We start from the raw sequence: 15,673 nt of genomic DNA on the forward strand, positions 1-15,673 counted from the left end.
CCGGAAAACCCCCTTTCTGCTCCACGCCCGCCCCCCGGGCAGGCGTGGCGCTGCCGTTTTCCATTTCCAGACAGGATGCTTGCAGCCATGACTCCCTTGATTTTCGTAACCGGCGGCGTGGTGTCCTCGCTCGGCAAAGGTATTGCCGCCGCGTCACTGGCCGCCATTCTCGAAGCGCGTGGCCTGAAGGTCACGATGATGAAGCTCGATCCGTACATCAACGTCGACCCGGGCACCATGAGCCCGTTCCAGCACGGTGAGGTGTATGTCACCGACGACGGCGCCGAAACCGATCTCGACCTGGGACACTACGAGCGCTTCGTGCGCACCCGCCTGAGCCGCAAGAACTCGGTCACCACCGGCCGCATCTATGAGGAAGTGATCCGCAAGGAGCGCCGCGGCGACTACCTGGGCGCGACCGTGCAGGTCATTCCGCACATCACCGACGAGATCCGTCGCTGCATGGACGAAGCCACCGAGGGCTTCGACGTGGCCCTAGTGGAGATCGGCGGCACCGTCGGCGACATCGAGTCGCTGCCGTTCCTGGAGGCGATCCGCCAGGTACGCACCGAGCGCGGCCCGGAAAAGGCGCTGTTCATGCACCTCACCCTGGTGCCGTACATCGCTGCGGCGGGTGAGCTGAAGACCAAGCCGACCCAGCACTCGGTGAAGGAACTGCGCTCGATCGGCATCCAGCCGGACGTGCTGCTGTGCCGTTCGGAACAGCCGGTACCGGATTCGGAGCGTCGCAAGATCGCCCAGTTCACTAACGTCTCCGAGCGCGCGGTGATCAGCGTGCCCGACGTCGATGTGCTGTACCGCATTCCGATGGGCCTGCACGCACAGGGCCTGGACGAGATCGTCATCAACCAGCTGAAGCTGGCCGACAAGGCCGGCCCGGCCGACCTGTCGATGTGGGAAGACGCCGTCGATGCCACCCTGCATCCGCTGGATGCGGTGACCATCGCGGTGGTCGGCAAGTACATCGACCACCAGGACGCCTACAAGTCGGTCGGCGAAGCGCTCAAGCACGGTGGCCTGCGCCAGCGCACCAAGGTCACCCTGAAGTGGCTGGAAGCGCAGGACCTGGAAGGCAGCGACATGTCCGCGCTGGCCGATGTCGACGGCATCCTGGTGCCGGGTGGTTTCGGCGACCGTGGCTTCGAAGGCAAGGTGCTCACCTCGCAGTACGCCCGTGAGCACAAGGTGCCGTACTTCGGCATCTGCTACGGCATGCAGGCTGCGGTGGTCGACTACGCGCGCCACGTGGTGGGCCTGGAAGACGCCAACAGCACCGAGAACGATCGCCAGTCGCCGAACCCGGTGATCGGCCTGATCACCGAATGGCGCACGGCCACCGGCGACGTGGAAAAGCGTGACGACAAGAGTGACCTGGGCGGCACCATGCGCCTGGGCCTGCAGGAGCAGCGCCTGAAGCCGGGCACGCTGGCCCGCGAACTGTACGGCAAGGACGTGGTCGCCGAGCGCCACCGCCACCGTTACGAGTTCAACAACCGCTACCGCACCCAGCTGGAAGACGCCGGCCTGGTGATCGCCGGCAAGTCGATGGACGACACCCTGGTGGAAGTGGTTGAACTGCCGCGCGACCAGCACCCGTGGTTCCTGGCCTGCCAGGCGCACCCGGAATTCCTGTCCACCCCGCGTGATGGCCACCCGCTGTTCATCGGCTTCATCCGTGCCGCGCGTGAGCGCAAGGCCGGTGGCAAGCTGCTGCAGGAAGTGCGCGCCTGACTTGTCATGGGGGCCGCTGGCCCCCATCTTGCTCGCTTCAACCCCAGCGCACCGGCAGTGCCGGTGTAGCGGACAACAAGGAAACGCCATGAAACTGTGTGGATTCGAGGTCGGGCTGGACCAGCCCCTGTTCCTGATCGCCGGCCCCTGCGTGATCGAGTCGATGCAGCTGCAGCTGGATACCGCCGGCAAGCTGAAGGAAGTGACCGACAGGCTCGGTGTGAACTTCATCTTCAAGTCCAGCTTCGACAAGGCCAACCGCACCTCCGGCACGGCCTTCCGTGGCCCGGGCATGGAAGAGGGCCTGAAGGTGCTGGCCGAGGTCAAGAAGCAGATCGGCGTGCCGGTGCTGACCGACGTGCACGAATACACCCCGATGGATGAAGTGGCCTCGGTGGTGGACGTGCTGCAGACCCCGGCGTTCCTGGTCCGCCAGACCGACTTCATCCGCAAGGTGTGCTCGGCCGGCAAGCCGGTCAACATCAAGAAGGGCCAGTTCCTGGCGCCGTGGGACATGAAGCCCGTCGTCGAGAAGGCCAAGGCCACCGGCAACGAGCAGATCATGGTCTGCGAGCGTGGCGCCAGCTTCGGCTACAACAACCTGGTCAGCGACATGCGTTCGCTGGCGGTGATGCGCGATACCGGCTGCCCGGTGGTGTTCGACGCCACCCATTCGGTGCAGTTGCCGGGCGGGCAGGGCACCAGTTCCGGCGGCCAGCGCGAGCATGTGCCGGTGCTGGCGCGTGCCGCGGTTGCCGTGGGCATCTCCGGCCTGTTCGCCGAAACCCATCCGGACCCGTCCAAGGCGCTGTCCGACGGCCCCAACGCGTGGCCGCTGGACCAGATGGAAGCCCTGCTCGAGACCCTGATGGAGCTCGACGCGGTGACCAAGAAGCACGGCTTCTCGCGCTTCGCGTGAGCCAGCACCCGCAGGCGGCGCTGGAGATCCAGCGTCGTCGCCGGCGCTGGCGGCAGTGGCCGTGGGGCCCGATCGCACTCGGCCTGGCATTGCTGGCGGTGTCCGGTGTATTCGCCATCGGCATGCTGTTCGGTGCCGGCATGCGCCCGTCGAGTGCCGGCGGTCCGGTAGTGAACCTGATGCCCTTCGTCATCGCCCTGGCGGTGGCCGAAGTGCTGACCATTTCCGCAGGGTTCTTCGCCGCGGTGCTCGGCTGGCGCCTGAACCGGGGCAGGGTTACCGCTGCGCTGGCCATGGTCCTGCTGTCGCTGTGGGCGGGCATCCTGCTGCACGATCTTCTTTGATGAATACGATGCCTGAAGCCTCGCGCAGCTGGCCGTGGGGCCTGATCGCCCTGTTGCTGTCGGTGCTCGCCTGGGGCGGCTTGCTCGTGGGCGTGCTGGCCTTCGCCGCCAGCTTCCGTCCGCCGGGGGATGGCAACAACGGCGTGCAGGCCATGCAGTACTGGATGCTGGGCGCGCTGGTCACGCTGGTGCTGTCCTTCGTGGGCAGCCTGGTGGCGATGGTGATGGCCTGGCGGCGTCGGCGCGGGCCGGTGTGCGCGACCATTGCCGGTGCCCTGCTGGTGATGCTGGTGTCGCTGCTGCTGATCGTGATCGGGTCCAGCTGGGGCTGATGCCCATCGCGCCATTTGGCAAGTGAGGGGTAGCCGGGGATAATCACGCGGCATTCGTTTTTGTCGCCCCCTCTCCATACAGGTAACCGGCCCGACCATGAGTACGATCCGCAGCATCCATGCCCGTGAAATCCTCGACAGCCGTGGCAACCCCACGCTGGAAGCCGAAGTCACCCTGGAGGACGGTTCGTTCGGTCGCGCCGCGGTTCCCTCCGGCGCATCGACCGGCACCAAGGAAGCGGTGGAGCTGCGTGACGGCGACAAGACCCGTTACCTCGGCAAGGGCGTGCGCAAGGCCGTCGACAACGTCAACGGCGCCATCGCCAACGCACTGAAGGGCTTCGAGGCTACCGACCAGGCCGGCCTGGACCGTCGCCTGATCGATCTGGATGGCACCGAGAACAAGGGCCGCCTGGGTGCCAACGCACTGCTGGGTGTTTCCATGGCCGCCGCGCACGCCGCCGCTGCCTCCAGCAAGCAGGCACTGTGGCAGTACCTGGCCGGCAAGACCGGCGCGACCCCGTCGCTGCCGGTGCCAATGATGAACATCATCAACGGCGGCGCGCACGCCGACAACAACGTCGATTTCCAGGAGTTCATGGTGCTGCCGGTCGGCTTCACCTCGTTCTCCGAAGCGCTGCGTGCCGGTACCGAAATCTTCCATTCGCTGAAGTCGGTGCTGAAGGGCCACGGCCTGAGCACGGCGGTGGGCGACGAAGGCGGCTTCGCGCCGGACTTCCGCAGCAACGTCGAAGCGCTGGACACCATCCTCGAAGCCATCGGCAAGGCCGGCTACACCGCCGGTGAAGACGTGCTGCTGGGCCTGGACGTGGCCTCCAGCGAATTCTTCGAGAACGGCAAGTACAACCTGGTCGGCGAGAACAAGCGACTGACCTCCGAGCAGTTCGTCGACTTCCTGGCTGACTGGGCCGCGCAGTACCCGATCATCACCATCGAAGACGGCCTGGCCGAGAACGACTGGGCGGGCTGGAAGCTGCTGACCGATCGCATCGGCAAGAAGGTGCAGCTGGTCGGCGACGATCTGTTCGTCACCAATCCGAAGATCTTCCAGGAAGGCATCGATTCGGGCACCGCCAACGCGATCCTGATCAAGGTCAACCAGATCGGTACCCTCAGCGAAACGCTGGAAGCGATCGCCATGGCCGACCGTGCCGGTTACGCCGCCGTGGTCTCGCACCGTTCGGGTGAAACCGAGGACACCACCATCGCCGACATTGCGGTGGCGACCACCGCCACCCAGATCAAGACCGGCTCGCTGTGCCGCAGCGATCGCGTGGCCAAGTACAACCAGCTGCTGCGCATCGAGGAAGCCCTCGGTGCCGGCGCGCGTTACGCTGGTCGTGACGCGTTCGTGTCGCTGAAGCGCTGAGCCGATGCGCGACTGGCGCTGGCTGCTGTTGTTGCTGGCCCTGCTGCTGGCATGGCTGCAGTACCGTTTCTGGTTCGGCCCGGGCAATTCGGGTGAAGTGATGATGCTCGAAGCCCAGGTCGCCAACCAGGAGCGGGACAATGACGGTCTGCAGCAGCGCAACGATGCGCTTGCTGCCGAAGTGAAGGACCTCAAGGAAGGCCAGTCCGCCATCGAAGAACGCGCGCGCAGCGAGCTGGGCATGATCAAGCCCGGCGAGAAGTTCTATCGCGTCGTGGAAGATGCACCGACGCGTCCGGCGCAGCCTGCGCCGGTTGCGGCCCCGGCCGGTGACCATCCGGCGGACGTGCCATGAGCGCGGCGATCTGGGTGGTTGTTCCGGCCGCAGGGCGCGGCACGCGTTTTGGTGCGCCGTTGCCCAAGCAGTACCTGCAGGCGGGCGGGCAGACCCTGCTCGCCCACACCCTGGACGCACTGCTGGCACACCCGGCCGTGGCCGGGGCGATGGTGGTGATCGGTGCGGACGATGCCGATTGGCCGGGCTGGAGCGAATGGGCCGGCAAACCGGTGCTGACCTGCACCGGTGGCGCCACCCGCGCCGCCTCGGTGCTGGCGGGGCTGCAGGCCCTGCCGGACAGCGTGCGTGCCGATGAATTCGTGCTGGTGCACGACGCGGCGCGTCCGAACCTGTCGCAGGCCGATCTTGGCCGCCTGCTGGAAGTGGGCCGCACCGATCCGGTCGGCGCCATCCTGGCCGCGCCGGTACGCGACACGCTCAAGCGTGCTGGTGATGATGGTGGCATCGACGGCACCGAGCCACGTGAGCGCCTGTGGCGCGCACTGACGCCGCAGCTGTTCCGCCGCCACCAGCTGATCCGCGCACTGTCCGAGGCCGCTGCCGCCGGTGTCGATGTGACCGACGATGCCATGGCCATGGAGCGCCAGGGCCAGCGCCCGCTGCTGGTGGAAGGCAGCGAGGACAACTTCAAGGTCACCACCCCGGCCGATCTCGATCGTTTCGAATTCGTACTCTCCCGCCGCGCCGGCTGACCGCCCGCGCGGCCCTGCTGCAAGGGCTGCATCCATGAGCACCTCCCCGTTCCCGCCCGTCCGTATCGGCCAGGGCTACGACGTCCATGCCTTCGGTGAAGGCGACCACATCATGCTCGGTGGCATCGCGGTGCCGCACAGCTGCGGCGTGCTCGCGCACAGCGACGGCGACGTCATCCTGCACGCGTTGTGCGACGCCATGCTCGGTGCGATCGCGCTGGGCGACATCGGCCAGCACTTCCCGCCCACTGACGACCGCTGGAAGGGCGCGGACAGCAGCGAATTCGTGCGCCATTGCGATGGCCTGCTGCGCGAGCGCGGCTGGCGTGTCGGCAACACCGACATCACCGTGATCTGCGAACGGCCCAAGGTCGGCCCGCATGCGCTGGCCATGCGCGAGCGCATCGGTGAACTGTTGCAGCTGCCGTTGGATGCGGTGAGCGTCAAGGCCACCACGTCCGAGAAGCTGGGCTTCACTGGCCGTGGCGAAGGCATCGCTGCGCAGGCGGTCGTGCTGCTGGTGGCCGCATGATCCCGTTGCCGCTCGCGTTCGGTGCACCGCTGCTGCAGGCGCGCATCCGCACCACGCCGGAAGATTTCCAGGTCGATGAGCTGCCCGCTTTCGAAGCGACCGGTGAAGGCGAGCATCTGCTGCTGCATATCCGCAAGCGTGGCGCCAATACGGTGCACGTGGCCAAGGTACTGGCCAAGTGGGCAGGCCTGCCGGAAATGGCGGTCAGCTATGCCGGCATGAAGGACCGCAACGCGGTCACCACCCAGCGTTTCAGCGTACATCTGCCCAAGCGCGTCGCGCCCGATCTGGCCGAGCTGGCCAGTGACGAGATCGAGGTGATCGACTCCACCTGGCACAACCGCAAGCTGCAGCGCGGTGCGTTGGCGGGCAACCGCTTCAGGCTGGTGCTGCGCGATGTGCAGGGTGACGCGGCGGCAATCGACGAGCGCCTGCAGCAGATCGCCGCGCGTGGCCTGCCGAACTGGTTCGGCGAGCAGCGCTTCGGTCGCGATGGCGGCAACGTTCCCGCTGCGTTGGCGATGTTCGGTGGCCGGCGCATGCGCAAGGACCAGCGTTCGCTGCTGTTGTCGGCGGCGCGTTCGGCCTTGTTCAACCGCGTGCTCGCTGCACGCGTGGAGCAGGGCAGCTGGGACCAGCCGCTGCAGGGCGAAGTGTGGATGCTTGATGGCAGCCGCAGCGTGTTCGGCCCCGAGCCCTACAGCGACGTGCTGGCCGAGCGCCTGGCACGTTTCGACATCCACCCCAGTGCTCCGTTGTGGGGTGAGGGTGAGCTGCGCAGCAGCGACGCCGCCCGTGAGCTGGAACTGGCAGCGCTGGGTGATGACGAATCAAAGGCGCTGCGCGCCGGCCTGGAAGAGGCGCGGCTGAAGCAGGAGCGGCGCGCGCTGCGGCTGCGTCCAGCGCTGCTGCAGCACCAGTGGCTGGCCGCTGACGTACTGGAGTTGTCCTTTGCGCTGCCGCCAGGCTGCTATGCCACCGCGGTCCTGCACGAGCTCGGGCCGGTCGAGGACGCGTCGCAGGCCTGACGGAAATGGTGGCGGAGGCGAAGAGCATCCACGCATGGCGTGGATCCACTTTCCTCCACCCGCCACAGTAGATCCACGCCATGCGTGGATGGGCCGTCAGTAGATCCACGCCATGCGTGGATGGGCCGTCAGTAGATCCACGCCATGCGTGGATGGGCCGTCAGTAGATCCACGCCATGCGTGGACGGGCCGTCAGTAGATCCACGCCATGCGTGGATGAATCCCACCGGCAGAACGTCAGCGCCGCGCCAGCAGCACCAGCATGGCGCCGGTCCCGCCTTGCCCGGTCGGGGCGGAATGGAACGCCAGCACGTCGTTGCGCAGGCGCAGCAGGCGGTCCACCAGGTTCTTCAGCACCGGCGCACTGCCATCGGACTGCAGGCCCTTGCCGTGGATGATGCGCACGCAGCCGTACTCGTGGGCGTGCGCCTCCAGCAGGAACTGGCGCAGCATCATCTCGGCCTGCGCGGCGGTGGCGCCGTGCAGGTCCAGTTCGTCCTGCACCGAGTACTGTCCGCGCTTCAAGCGCTGGAACACGCGTGGCGGCAGGTTGTCGCGCCGGTAGCTGGCAACGTCGCCCGCTTCCAGCGGGGCGTTGTCGCGCAGCAGCCGGGCGAACTCACCGGCGGCTTCTGCGTCGTCGCGCTCGGCCATGCGCGCACGCGGCCTGGGCCGCGGCGCAGCAGGCGCGGGCTCCACTTCCTTGCGCAGCGGCGTCACTTCGCCGATGGCGGCGCGGAACAATGCAGCCGGATCTTCGTCTTCAGGGTGCGACATGCGCACAGGTTAAACCGCCTGCGCGGGTCTGCCTATGACCGTTGGATGTCGGCCGTGACCGCAGACAGGGTAGGACCCAGCGCCCGCTTGCGGCACAATAGTCGGCGCACTTGCGGAGCTGCCGCCTCCCTGGAGGAGACGGGCCGGCTTCGCCCACGTTGCAAGGTGACGGGATCGAATTCTTGGAAAATCAAGCGGTTAAATCGAAGATGCGCATCCTGGTCAGCAATGATGACGGTGTCGACGCGGCGGGCATCCGGATGCTTGCATCCGTGCTGCGCGAGGCCGGGCACGAAGTCACGGTGGTCGCACCCGACCGCGATCGCTCCGGCGCCAGCAATTCGCTGACCCTGGATCTGCCGATCCGGCTCAAGCGCATCGACCACTACACCGTGTCGGTGGCCGGCACGCCCACCGACTGCGTGCACCTTGCGCTGACCGGCCTGCTCGAATTCGAGCCTGACATTGTCGTGTCCGGTATCAACAATGCCGCCAACCTCGGCGACGACGTGATCTATTCCGGCACCGTCTCGGCGGCGATGGAAGGTCGTTTCCTCGGCCTGCCTGCGGTGGCGGTGTCGCTGGTGACCCGTAACCACGACCCCAAGCATTTCGAGACGGCGGCGCGTGCCGCAGTGGAGATTGTTGCCCGCCTCAAGGCCGATCCGCTGCCGGCCGACACCATCCTCAACGTCAATGTGCCGGACCTGCCGTGGAGCGAGGTCAAGGGCTTCGAAGTCACCCGCCTGGGCAACCGTCATCGCGCCGAAGGCTGCATCGCGCAGAAAGACCCGCGCGGCAACGAGGTGTACTGGATCGGTCCGGCCGGCCGCGAGCAGGACTCCGGCCCGGGCACCGATTTCCATGCGGTGCGCACCGGCCACATTTCGATCACCCCGATCCAGGTTGACCTGACCCGCTACCAGGCACTGGAAAAGGTCGCCAGCTGGGTCGGCGGCCTCAGCGCCGCGCTGGACCAGCCGGCATGAGCCCACGCTTGCGCCTGCAGCCGGAAGCAGTCGGCATCGGCATGACATCGCAGCGCGTGCGCGACCGCCTGGTCGACCGCCTGCGCGAAGCCGGCATCGTCGACGAGTCGACGCTGAACGCGATCCGGGTGGTGCCGCGCCATCTGTTCATCGATGAGGCCCTGGCCTCGCGCGCGTATGAAGACACCGCGCTGCCGATCGGCCACGGCCAGACCATTTCCCAGCCGTGGGTGGTGGCGCGGATGACCGAGGCCGTGCTGCAGGTGGCGCCGAAGAAGGTGCTTGAAGTGGGTACCGGCTCCGGCTATCAGGCCGCCGTGCTTGGTGCGCTGGGGCTGGAGGTCTATACCGTCGAGCGCATCGGTGACCTGCTGCGGCAGGCGCGCAAGCGGTTCCGCGCGCTGGGCATGAACATCCGCACCAAGCACGACGACGGCCGCGTGGGCTGGGCCGAGCATGGCCCGTTCGACGCCATCGTGGTTACCGCCGCCGCACCGGCACTGGTCGATGCGCTGGTCGAGCAGCTGGCTGCAGGTGGCCGCCTGGTCGCCCCGGTCGGTGGCGCGGGCGCACAGTCGCTGGTGCAGCTCGACCGCAAGGACGACGGCAGCATCGAACAACGCGTGCTGGCGCCGGTCACCTTCGTGCCGCTGCTGTCTGGCATGCTCGATTGAATCCACGGAGCAGGGTTGCATGAAGATTTTCGGGCCGCTGTACGAGCGGGCGATGAAGTGGGCCGCGCATGAGCGCGCGCCGACCTATCTGATGGTGCTGAGCTTTTTCGAAGCCATCATCTTCCCGGTGATGCCGGAAGTGATGCTGGCGCCGATGTGCGTGGCCCAGCCCAAGCGCGGCTGGTGGTTCGCCACCCTCAGCCTGGCCGGCTCGATGGTCGGCGCTCTGATCGGCTACGCGCTGGGCCACTATGCATTCGAAGCGGTCAAGCCGGTGTTCGAGGCGCTGGGCATGCTGCCGGCGATCGAGCAGGGCATTGCTACCGTGCAGGCCAAGATGGTGGAGTCGCCCTGGGCGGTGTTCACTTTCCTGGTGCTGGGCGGCTTCATGCCGATTCCGATGAAGGTCTTCACGTGGGCATCGGGTATCGTCGGCGTGCCGATGCCGCAGTACCTGTTGAGCATGTTGATCGGTCGTGGCAAGCGCGTGTTCGTGCTGGCTGCGGTCATCCGTATCGGTGGTGCGCGCGCGGAAGCTGCGCTGCGCCGATGGATTGAACCGCTGGGCTGGATCGCCACCGCGTTGGTGGTGGTGCTGATCGCCTGGCTTGTATGGAGGTCGAAGTTCGCATGAGTGCAGATCGTCTGAGCAAGGGAGTGCGCATCGGCGCGCTGGCGTTGCTGGTATCCACCCTGGCCGCCTGTGGCACCGCCACCGTGGTCCGGCCCAGTGGCGGCGGCAGCAGTGGCGTCAGCACGCCGAAGACGTCGGTGCCCAAGCCGGGGCAGACGGTGGTCGTGCGCAAGGGTGACACCATCTATGCGCTGGCCCGCATCCACGACATCACGCCGGCCGACCTGATCGCCTGGAACAACCTGGACAACCCGTCGACCATTTACCCGGGGCAGGTGATCCGCCTGTATCCGGCCGGTTCCGGTGGCGGTCGTGCGCCGACCACCGTGGTCACCGCGCCGCGTCCGGCTGGCAGCACGTCTGGCGGCAGTACCGCGCCGACGCCGGGTCCGGCCGGTCCGGTCAAGAGCAACATCGCCTGGCGCTGGCCGGCCGATGGCGCAGTCGTGGGCCGCTACGTGGCCGGCGATGCAACCAAGCAGGGCGTGGACATCGCCGGCACCAGCGGCGCGCCGGTGAAGGCCACGGCCAATGGCGTGGTGGTGTATTCCGGCGCCGGCCTGGTCGGCTATGGCGAGCTGATCATCATCAAGCACAGCGACCAGTGGCTGTCGGCCTATGGCCACAACCGCAAGCGCCTGGTCAATGAAGGGCAGAGCGTGAAGGCCGGCGAGCAGATCGCCGAGATGGGCCGTACCGGCGCCAACCGGGACATGCTGCACTTCGAGATCCGCTACAACGGCAAGCCGGTCGACCCGCAGCAATATCTGCCGGCGAAGTGACCGGCCGCTGTTTCTCCGGGCGGATCCCCGGCCCGGCGCAGCGCGCCGGGCGTTCGCCAAGGGCGCGTCCCATGGGCCGCAAGCGCCCTCGACTCACCCGCTACAACGGCAAGCCGGTCGACCCGCAGCAGTATCTGCCTGCGCGCTAGCGCGGGCAGATAGGGGTAGCGCCGGGCCATGCCCGGCGGCTGTACGCCGCAATGCAGCACTGCCCGAGCATGGGCTCGGACGCTTGCATATGCGCAACGTGTGTTTCAGATAGCGCCGGGCCATGCCCGGCGACCTCGGGCCTCAGCCTTCCAGGATGAAGGCGGCCGCCACCTTGCGGCCTTCGCCGGCAAGGATGTTGAAGGTGCGTGCGGCAGCCGGATTGTTCATCACTTCCAGTCCGATGCCGCGCGACAGGCAGGCGGCCATGACAACCGCCGGCGGGAACGCCTGGCGCTCTCCGGTGCCGAGCAGTATCAACGCCGGCTTCAGTGCCAGGATCGGCTCCAGGTCAGCCACCTGCAGCGCCGCGACATCGGTCACCGGCCACTGTTCGACCAGCTGGTCCGGGGTCAGGAAGAAGCTGTTGCCCAGAACGCGATCATTCACCCGTGCCGAGCGACCGTCAGCGGCGTGCAGGCTGTAGGCGTAGTCGGGCAGTTCGTGGTTCAGCTGCATGGCAGGGTCCGATCAGCCGCGCGGCAGCACGATCTGGCGGTGTTCCTTGCTCGGGCGATACAGCACGGCCACATGGCCGATACGCTGCACCAGCGCACTGTCGGTGGCCTGCACGATCTCGCCGATCATCACGTCGCGGGCGTCACGGTCTTCGGCGGCAACCTTCACCTTGACCAGTTCGTGGCGTTCCAGCACTTCGTTCAGCTCGGTCAGGAAGGCCGGAGTGACGCCCTTGCCGCCGGTCTGCAGCAGGGCCTTCAGGTCGTGGGCTTGGCCGCGCAGGAAACGGGTCTGGGAAGGGGTCAAGGCAGTGGGCATGCAGAAAACACGGTTGAATGGGACGATCAGGGTATCATGGCGACCCCATCAGCCCCTATTTCCAATGGCTACCCGCAGCAAAAGCAGCCAGCGCTGGCTCAAGGAACACTTCTCCGATCCCTTCGTGAAGAAGGCCCAGGCCGAAGGCATGCGCTCCCGTGCGGCCTACAAGCTTGAAGAACTGCTCGAACGTGACCGCCTGCTGAAGCCGCACATGGTGGTGGTCGACCTCGGCGCGGCCCCAGGTGGTTGGTCTCAGCAGGTGCGGAGACAGATCGGCGATACCGGCCGCGTGCTGGCCCTGGACATTCTGGACATGCCGCCGCTGGCCGGCGTGGAGTTCCTTCACGGTGACTTCAGGGAAGAAACCGTCCTATCGCAGTTTGAAGCCATGCTCGGGGATCAGCCGGTAGACCTTGTGCTGTCGGACATGGCCCCCAATAAGAGTGGTGTGGACGCGGTCGACCAGCCGCGGATGATGCACCTGGCGGAGCTGGCCATGGATTTTGCCGACAACCACCTCAAGACTGGTGGGGCGTTCCTGATCAAGCTGTTCCAGGGCGAAGGCTTTGACGACTACGTGCGCGACATGCGCCGCCGGTACGACAAGGTCTCCATCCGCAAGCCGGAAGCCTCGCGCAAGCGCTCTCCCGAGGTGTATGCCTTGGGTCAGGGAAAACGCGCCCACATGAAGTAAGCTCGACCCCGTAAGTTCGACCCCAACGCAACGCCAGCACTAAGAGGAACACCGGAGCCAATGAGGATGAACGACTTGACCAAGAACCTCCTGCTATGGGTGGTCGTCGCCGTCGTGCTGATGGTGGTCTTCCAGAGCTTCTCGCCCAAGACCTCGGGGGCCGGGGCGCAGGGCGCTTCGTACTCGCAGTTCCTGGACCAGGTGGACACCGGCAACGTGCAGAAGGTCGCCTTCGGCGGCGATACGCGCGGCGGTACCAGCCAGATCACCTACACCACCCGTGGTGGACAGTCGTCCACCATCACCGCGCCGTTCGATCGCGACCTGATCAACGTGCTGCGCACCAAGAACGTCGAGATCGTGCAGGAAGAGCCGTCCAGCGGCATCTCCCTCGGCGCGATCCTGATGAATTTCCTGCCGGTCATCCTGATCATCGGCTTCTGGCTGTTCATCATGCGGCAGATGCAGGGCGGTGGCGGCGGTGCCAAGGGCGCAATGTCCTTCGGCAAGTCGCGCGCCAAGCTGCAGGGCGAAGACCAGATCAAGGTCACCTTCGCCGATGTTGCCGGTTGCGACGAGGCCAAGGAAGAAGTCGGCGAACTGGTCGATTTCCTGCGTGACCCGTCCAAGTTCACCAAGCTCGGCGGCAAGATCCCGCGCGGCGTGCTGATGGTCGGCCCTCCGGGTACCGGCAAGACGCTGCTGGCCAAGGCCATCGCCGGTGAAGCCAAGGTGCCGTTCTTCTCGATCTCCGGCTCGGACTTCGTGGAAATGTTCGTCGGCGTCGGCGCCAGCCGAGTGCGCGACATGTTCGAGCAGGCCAAGAAGCACGCGCCGTGCATCATCTTCATCGATGAAATCGACGCCGTCGGTCGCCACCGTGGTGCCGGCCTGGGCGGCGGTCATGACGAGCGCGAGCAGACCCTGAACCAGCTGCTGGTCGAGATGGACGGTTTCGAAGGCGGCGAAGGCGTGATCGTGATCGCCGCCACCAACCGTCCGGACGTGCTGGACCCGGCGCTGCTGCGTCCGGGCCGCTTCGACCGCCAGGTGGTGGTCGGTCTGCCGGACGTGAAGGGCCGCGAGCACATCCTCAAGGTGCACATGCGCAAGCTGCCGCTGGCCGACGACGTCGTGCCCATGGTGATCGCGCGTGGTACCCCGGGCTTCTCCGGTGCCGACCTGGCCAACCTCTGCAACGAGGCCGCCCTGTTCGCCGCACGTGGCAACGAGAAGGAGGTCCGCATGGACCACTTCGATCGTGCCCGCGACAAGATCCTGATGGGTGCCGAGCGCCGCTCGATGGCCATGAGCGAGGAGGAGAAGACCCTCACCGCCTACCATGAAGCCGGCCATGCCATCGTTGGCCGCCTGGTGCCGGAACATGACCCGGTCTACAAGGTCACGATCATTCCGCGCGGCCGTGCGCTGGGCGTGACCATGTACCTGCCGGAAGGCGACAAGTACTCGATGAACCGCGTGGCGATCCAGTCGCAGCTGTGCTCGCTGTATGGTGGCCGCGTGGCGGAAGAACTGATCTTCGGTACCGACAAGGTCACCACCGGCGCTTCCAATGACATCGAGCGTGCCACCAAGATGGCCCGCAACATGGTCACCAAGTGGGGCCTGTCCGAGCAGCTCGGCCCGATCGCCTACGGCGAAGAGGACGATGAGGTGTTCCTGGGCCGTTCGGTGACCCAGCACAAGAGCGTGTCCAACGACACTGCCCGTCGCATCGACGAGGAAGTGCGCAACATCCTCGACAAGGCGTACGCCCGCACCACCGAGCTGCTGACCGAGAACATCGACAAGCTGCACACGATGTCGCAGCTGCTGCTGCAGTACGAAACCATCGATGCGCCGCAGATCGACGCGATCATGGAAGGTCGTGATCCGCCGCCGCCGATGGGCTGGAACAAGTCCAACAAGGATGGCGGCAACAACGACAAGGGCGGCGATGCCCGTCCGTTGCCGCCGATCGCCGGTCCGGCCGAATCGATCTGACGGCCTGCCGTACGCAATGCAAGACGAGGCCGGGGCAACCCGGCCTTGTTGTTTCCGGGCCCCGGCCCATCCGATCCTGACAGTCCGCTGGAGTCCGCATGTCCGCCCCCAAGCCTGAACCGATTTCCCACACCGCCGAGATGGTGATCGCCACCGTAGTCGGCGTCGCTGTCGGCCTGACCGTGGACAATCTGCTGCTCGGCTGTGGCGTGGGTATCGCGGTGGGTATCCTGCTGAGCATCATCAAGACGCTGTACGTGGACCGGAAGCGTCGCCGGCAGCGGTGAGGTTTGCCGGCAGGGCGGCGCCCTGCACCCGCCGAAGCGGTAGTGCCGGCCGCTGGCCGGCAACCTCAACAGCAAAAGCAACTGCGGCATTCTGTGGGATGGCGGGGTGGGTCCGGTTGCGGGGGGCGCTGCAAGTACGTCCATGTAAGCTCGGTCGCCGCATCCATGCGGCTCACGCCCCCGCAATCGGACCCACCCCGCCTTCGACAGTTTCCCGGTGGCCGGTAGATCCACGCCATGCGTGGATGAATCTCCATCGGAATCGAATATCTCGACAATTGAACGAAGAGCATCCACGCATGGCGTGGATCTACGTGTCGACCAAGGTCGACACCTACCAACAGCAGCCCAGCAGCAGCGGGAAATTGTCGGAGGCGGGTCGGTGTCGGATTGCGGGGTGTCTGCGGCATGGATGCCGCGGCCAAGCCTTATCTGATTGGAATCTGGCAACGTAGGTGTCGAGAGCCGGCGTGGGCCGCCGTGTAAGCCTGGATCTCG

At 66.4% G+C, this 15,673-nt stretch carries 19 protein-coding genes; 16 read left to right on the forward strand and 3 right to left on the reverse strand.

What is annotated here, in order from left to right; all coding sequences use genetic code 11:
* Positions 1–87: 87 nt before the first annotated feature.
* The 9 genes from pyrG to truD all read left to right on the forward strand — a co-directional run bounded on the left by pyrG (position 88) and on the right by truD (position 7,347).
* Positions 88–1,752, forward strand: coding sequence for a CTP synthase (pyrG, locus tag ABIA73_RS14315; protein ID WP_025878896.1), 1,665 nt, complete (start codon positions 88–90; stop codon positions 1,750–1,752).
* A gap of 88 nt (positions 1,753–1,840) precedes the next feature.
* Positions 1,841–2,671 carry a 3-deoxy-8-phosphooctulonate synthase gene (kdsA, locus tag ABIA73_RS14320; protein WP_012510652.1) on the forward strand — a complete coding sequence of 277 codons (831 nt, stop codon included), beginning with the start codon at positions 1,841–1,843 and terminating at the stop codon, positions 2,669–2,671.
* Entirely contained in the window at positions 2,668–3,015 is a 348-nt protein-coding gene (locus ABIA73_RS14325; protein WP_223482235.1) for a hypothetical protein, read from the forward strand. Before kdsA ends, ABIA73_RS14325 begins: the two co-directional genes overlap by 4 nt.
* Positions 3,015–3,347 carry a hypothetical protein gene (locus ABIA73_RS14330; protein WP_134832285.1) on the forward strand — a complete coding sequence of 111 codons (333 nt, stop codon included), beginning with the start codon at positions 3,015–3,017 and terminating at the stop codon, positions 3,345–3,347. Before ABIA73_RS14325 ends, ABIA73_RS14330 begins: the two co-directional genes overlap by 1 nt.
* 97 nt (positions 3,348–3,444) lie before the next feature.
* Positions 3,445–4,737 carry a phosphopyruvate hydratase gene (gene eno, locus ABIA73_RS14335; RefSeq protein WP_032976506.1) on the forward strand — a complete coding sequence of 431 codons (1,293 nt, stop codon included), beginning with the start codon at positions 3,445–3,447 and terminating at the stop codon, positions 4,735–4,737.
* Positions 4,738–4,741: 4 nt separating this feature from the next.
* Positions 4,742–5,092, forward strand: coding sequence for a cell division protein FtsB (gene ftsB / locus ABIA73_RS14340; RefSeq protein ID WP_025878900.1), 351 nt, complete (start codon positions 4,742–4,744; stop codon positions 5,090–5,092).
* Complete coding sequence (gene ispD / locus ABIA73_RS14345) at positions 5,089–5,787, forward strand: 2-C-methyl-D-erythritol 4-phosphate cytidylyltransferase (protein WP_032976507.1); 699 nt, start codon at positions 5,089–5,091, stop codon at positions 5,785–5,787. The genes ftsB and ispD overlap by 4 nt, the downstream gene beginning before the upstream one ends.
* Before the next feature lie 34 nt (positions 5,788–5,821).
* Entirely contained in the window at positions 5,822–6,319 is a 498-nt protein-coding gene (gene ispF, locus ABIA73_RS14350) for a 2-C-methyl-D-erythritol 2,4-cyclodiphosphate synthase (protein WP_025878902.1), read from the forward strand.
* A complete protein-coding gene (truD, locus tag ABIA73_RS14355; protein WP_279208650.1) occupies positions 6,316–7,347 on the forward strand; it encodes a tRNA pseudouridine(13) synthase TruD in 1,032 nt (343 codons plus the stop codon). The genes ispF and truD overlap by 4 nt, the downstream gene beginning before the upstream one ends.
* A 237-nt stretch (positions 7,348–7,584) precedes the next feature.
* Here the strand turns inward: truD and ABIA73_RS14360 are convergent, their stop codons facing one another.
* Positions 7,585–8,124, reverse strand: a complete 540-nt coding sequence (locus tag ABIA73_RS14360; RefSeq protein ID WP_301865042.1) for a Smr/MutS family protein — start codon at positions 8,122–8,124, stop codon at positions 7,585–7,587.
* Positions 8,125–8,333: 209 nt separating this feature from the next.
* Here ABIA73_RS14360 and surE point away from each other — a divergent pair, with 209 nt between their 5' ends.
* From surE to ABIA73_RS14380, 4 genes are read left to right on the forward strand one after another with little or no spacing between them, the layout of a single operon-like run.
* Positions 8,334–9,113: a 5'/3'-nucleotidase SurE gene (gene surE, locus ABIA73_RS14365; protein WP_010485979.1), complete on the forward strand. Its 780-nt coding sequence runs from the start codon at positions 8,334–8,336 to the stop codon at positions 9,111–9,113.
* On the forward strand, positions 9,110–9,787 hold the full coding sequence (locus ABIA73_RS14370) for a protein-L-isoaspartate(D-aspartate) O-methyltransferase (RefSeq protein WP_025878906.1): 678 nt from the start codon (positions 9,110–9,112) through the stop codon (positions 9,785–9,787). The genes surE and ABIA73_RS14370 overlap by 4 nt, the downstream gene beginning before the upstream one ends.
* Positions 9,788–9,806: 19 nt before the next feature.
* Positions 9,807–10,421: a YqaA family protein gene (locus ABIA73_RS14375; protein WP_025878907.1), complete on the forward strand. Its 615-nt coding sequence runs from the start codon at positions 9,807–9,809 to the stop codon at positions 10,419–10,421.
* A complete protein-coding gene (locus tag ABIA73_RS14380; protein WP_032976511.1) occupies positions 10,418–11,203 on the forward strand; it encodes a peptidoglycan DD-metalloendopeptidase family protein in 786 nt (261 codons plus the stop codon). Before ABIA73_RS14375 ends, ABIA73_RS14380 begins: the two co-directional genes overlap by 4 nt.
* Positions 11,204–11,494: 291 nt before the next feature.
* On the opposite strand, the gene ABIA73_RS14385 is transcribed toward ABIA73_RS14380, so the two are convergent.
* Together ABIA73_RS14385 and yhbY are read right to left on the reverse strand one after the other, a co-directional pair.
* Positions 11,495–11,869, reverse strand: a complete 375-nt coding sequence (locus tag ABIA73_RS14385) for an Mth938-like domain-containing protein (protein ID WP_354275949.1) — start codon at positions 11,867–11,869, stop codon at positions 11,495–11,497.
* A 12-nt stretch (positions 11,870–11,881) separates the two neighbouring features.
* Positions 11,882–12,187, reverse strand: a complete 306-nt coding sequence (yhbY, locus tag ABIA73_RS14390; RefSeq protein WP_025878910.1) for a ribosome assembly RNA-binding protein YhbY — start codon at positions 12,185–12,187, stop codon at positions 11,882–11,884.
* A gap of 64 nt (positions 12,188–12,251) precedes the next feature.
* On the opposite strand from yhbY, the gene rlmE reads away from it, so the two are divergent.
* From rlmE to ABIA73_RS14405, 3 genes are all read left to right on the forward strand, one after another.
* Positions 12,252–12,884: a 23S rRNA (uridine(2552)-2'-O)-methyltransferase RlmE gene (gene rlmE / locus ABIA73_RS14395; RefSeq protein WP_025878911.1), complete on the forward strand. Its 633-nt coding sequence runs from the start codon at positions 12,252–12,254 to the stop codon at positions 12,882–12,884.
* 66 nt (positions 12,885–12,950) lie between these two features.
* The gene (gene ftsH, locus ABIA73_RS14400) at positions 12,951–14,888 is read left to right on the forward strand and encodes an ATP-dependent zinc metalloprotease FtsH (protein ID WP_025878912.1); all 1,938 of its coding nucleotides are present in this window, start codon (positions 12,951–12,953) and stop codon (positions 14,886–14,888) included.
* Positions 14,889–14,986: 98 nt separating this feature from the next.
* On the forward strand, positions 14,987–15,175 hold the full coding sequence (locus tag ABIA73_RS14405) for a hypothetical protein (RefSeq protein WP_025878913.1): 189 nt from the start codon (positions 14,987–14,989) through the stop codon (positions 15,173–15,175).
* Positions 15,176–15,673 lie beyond the last annotated feature (498 nt).

Source organism: Stenotrophomonas sp. 2694 (genome assembly GCF_040548715.1).
Lineage (GTDB): Bacteria > Pseudomonadota > Gammaproteobacteria > Xanthomonadales > Xanthomonadaceae > Stenotrophomonas > Stenotrophomonas indicatrix.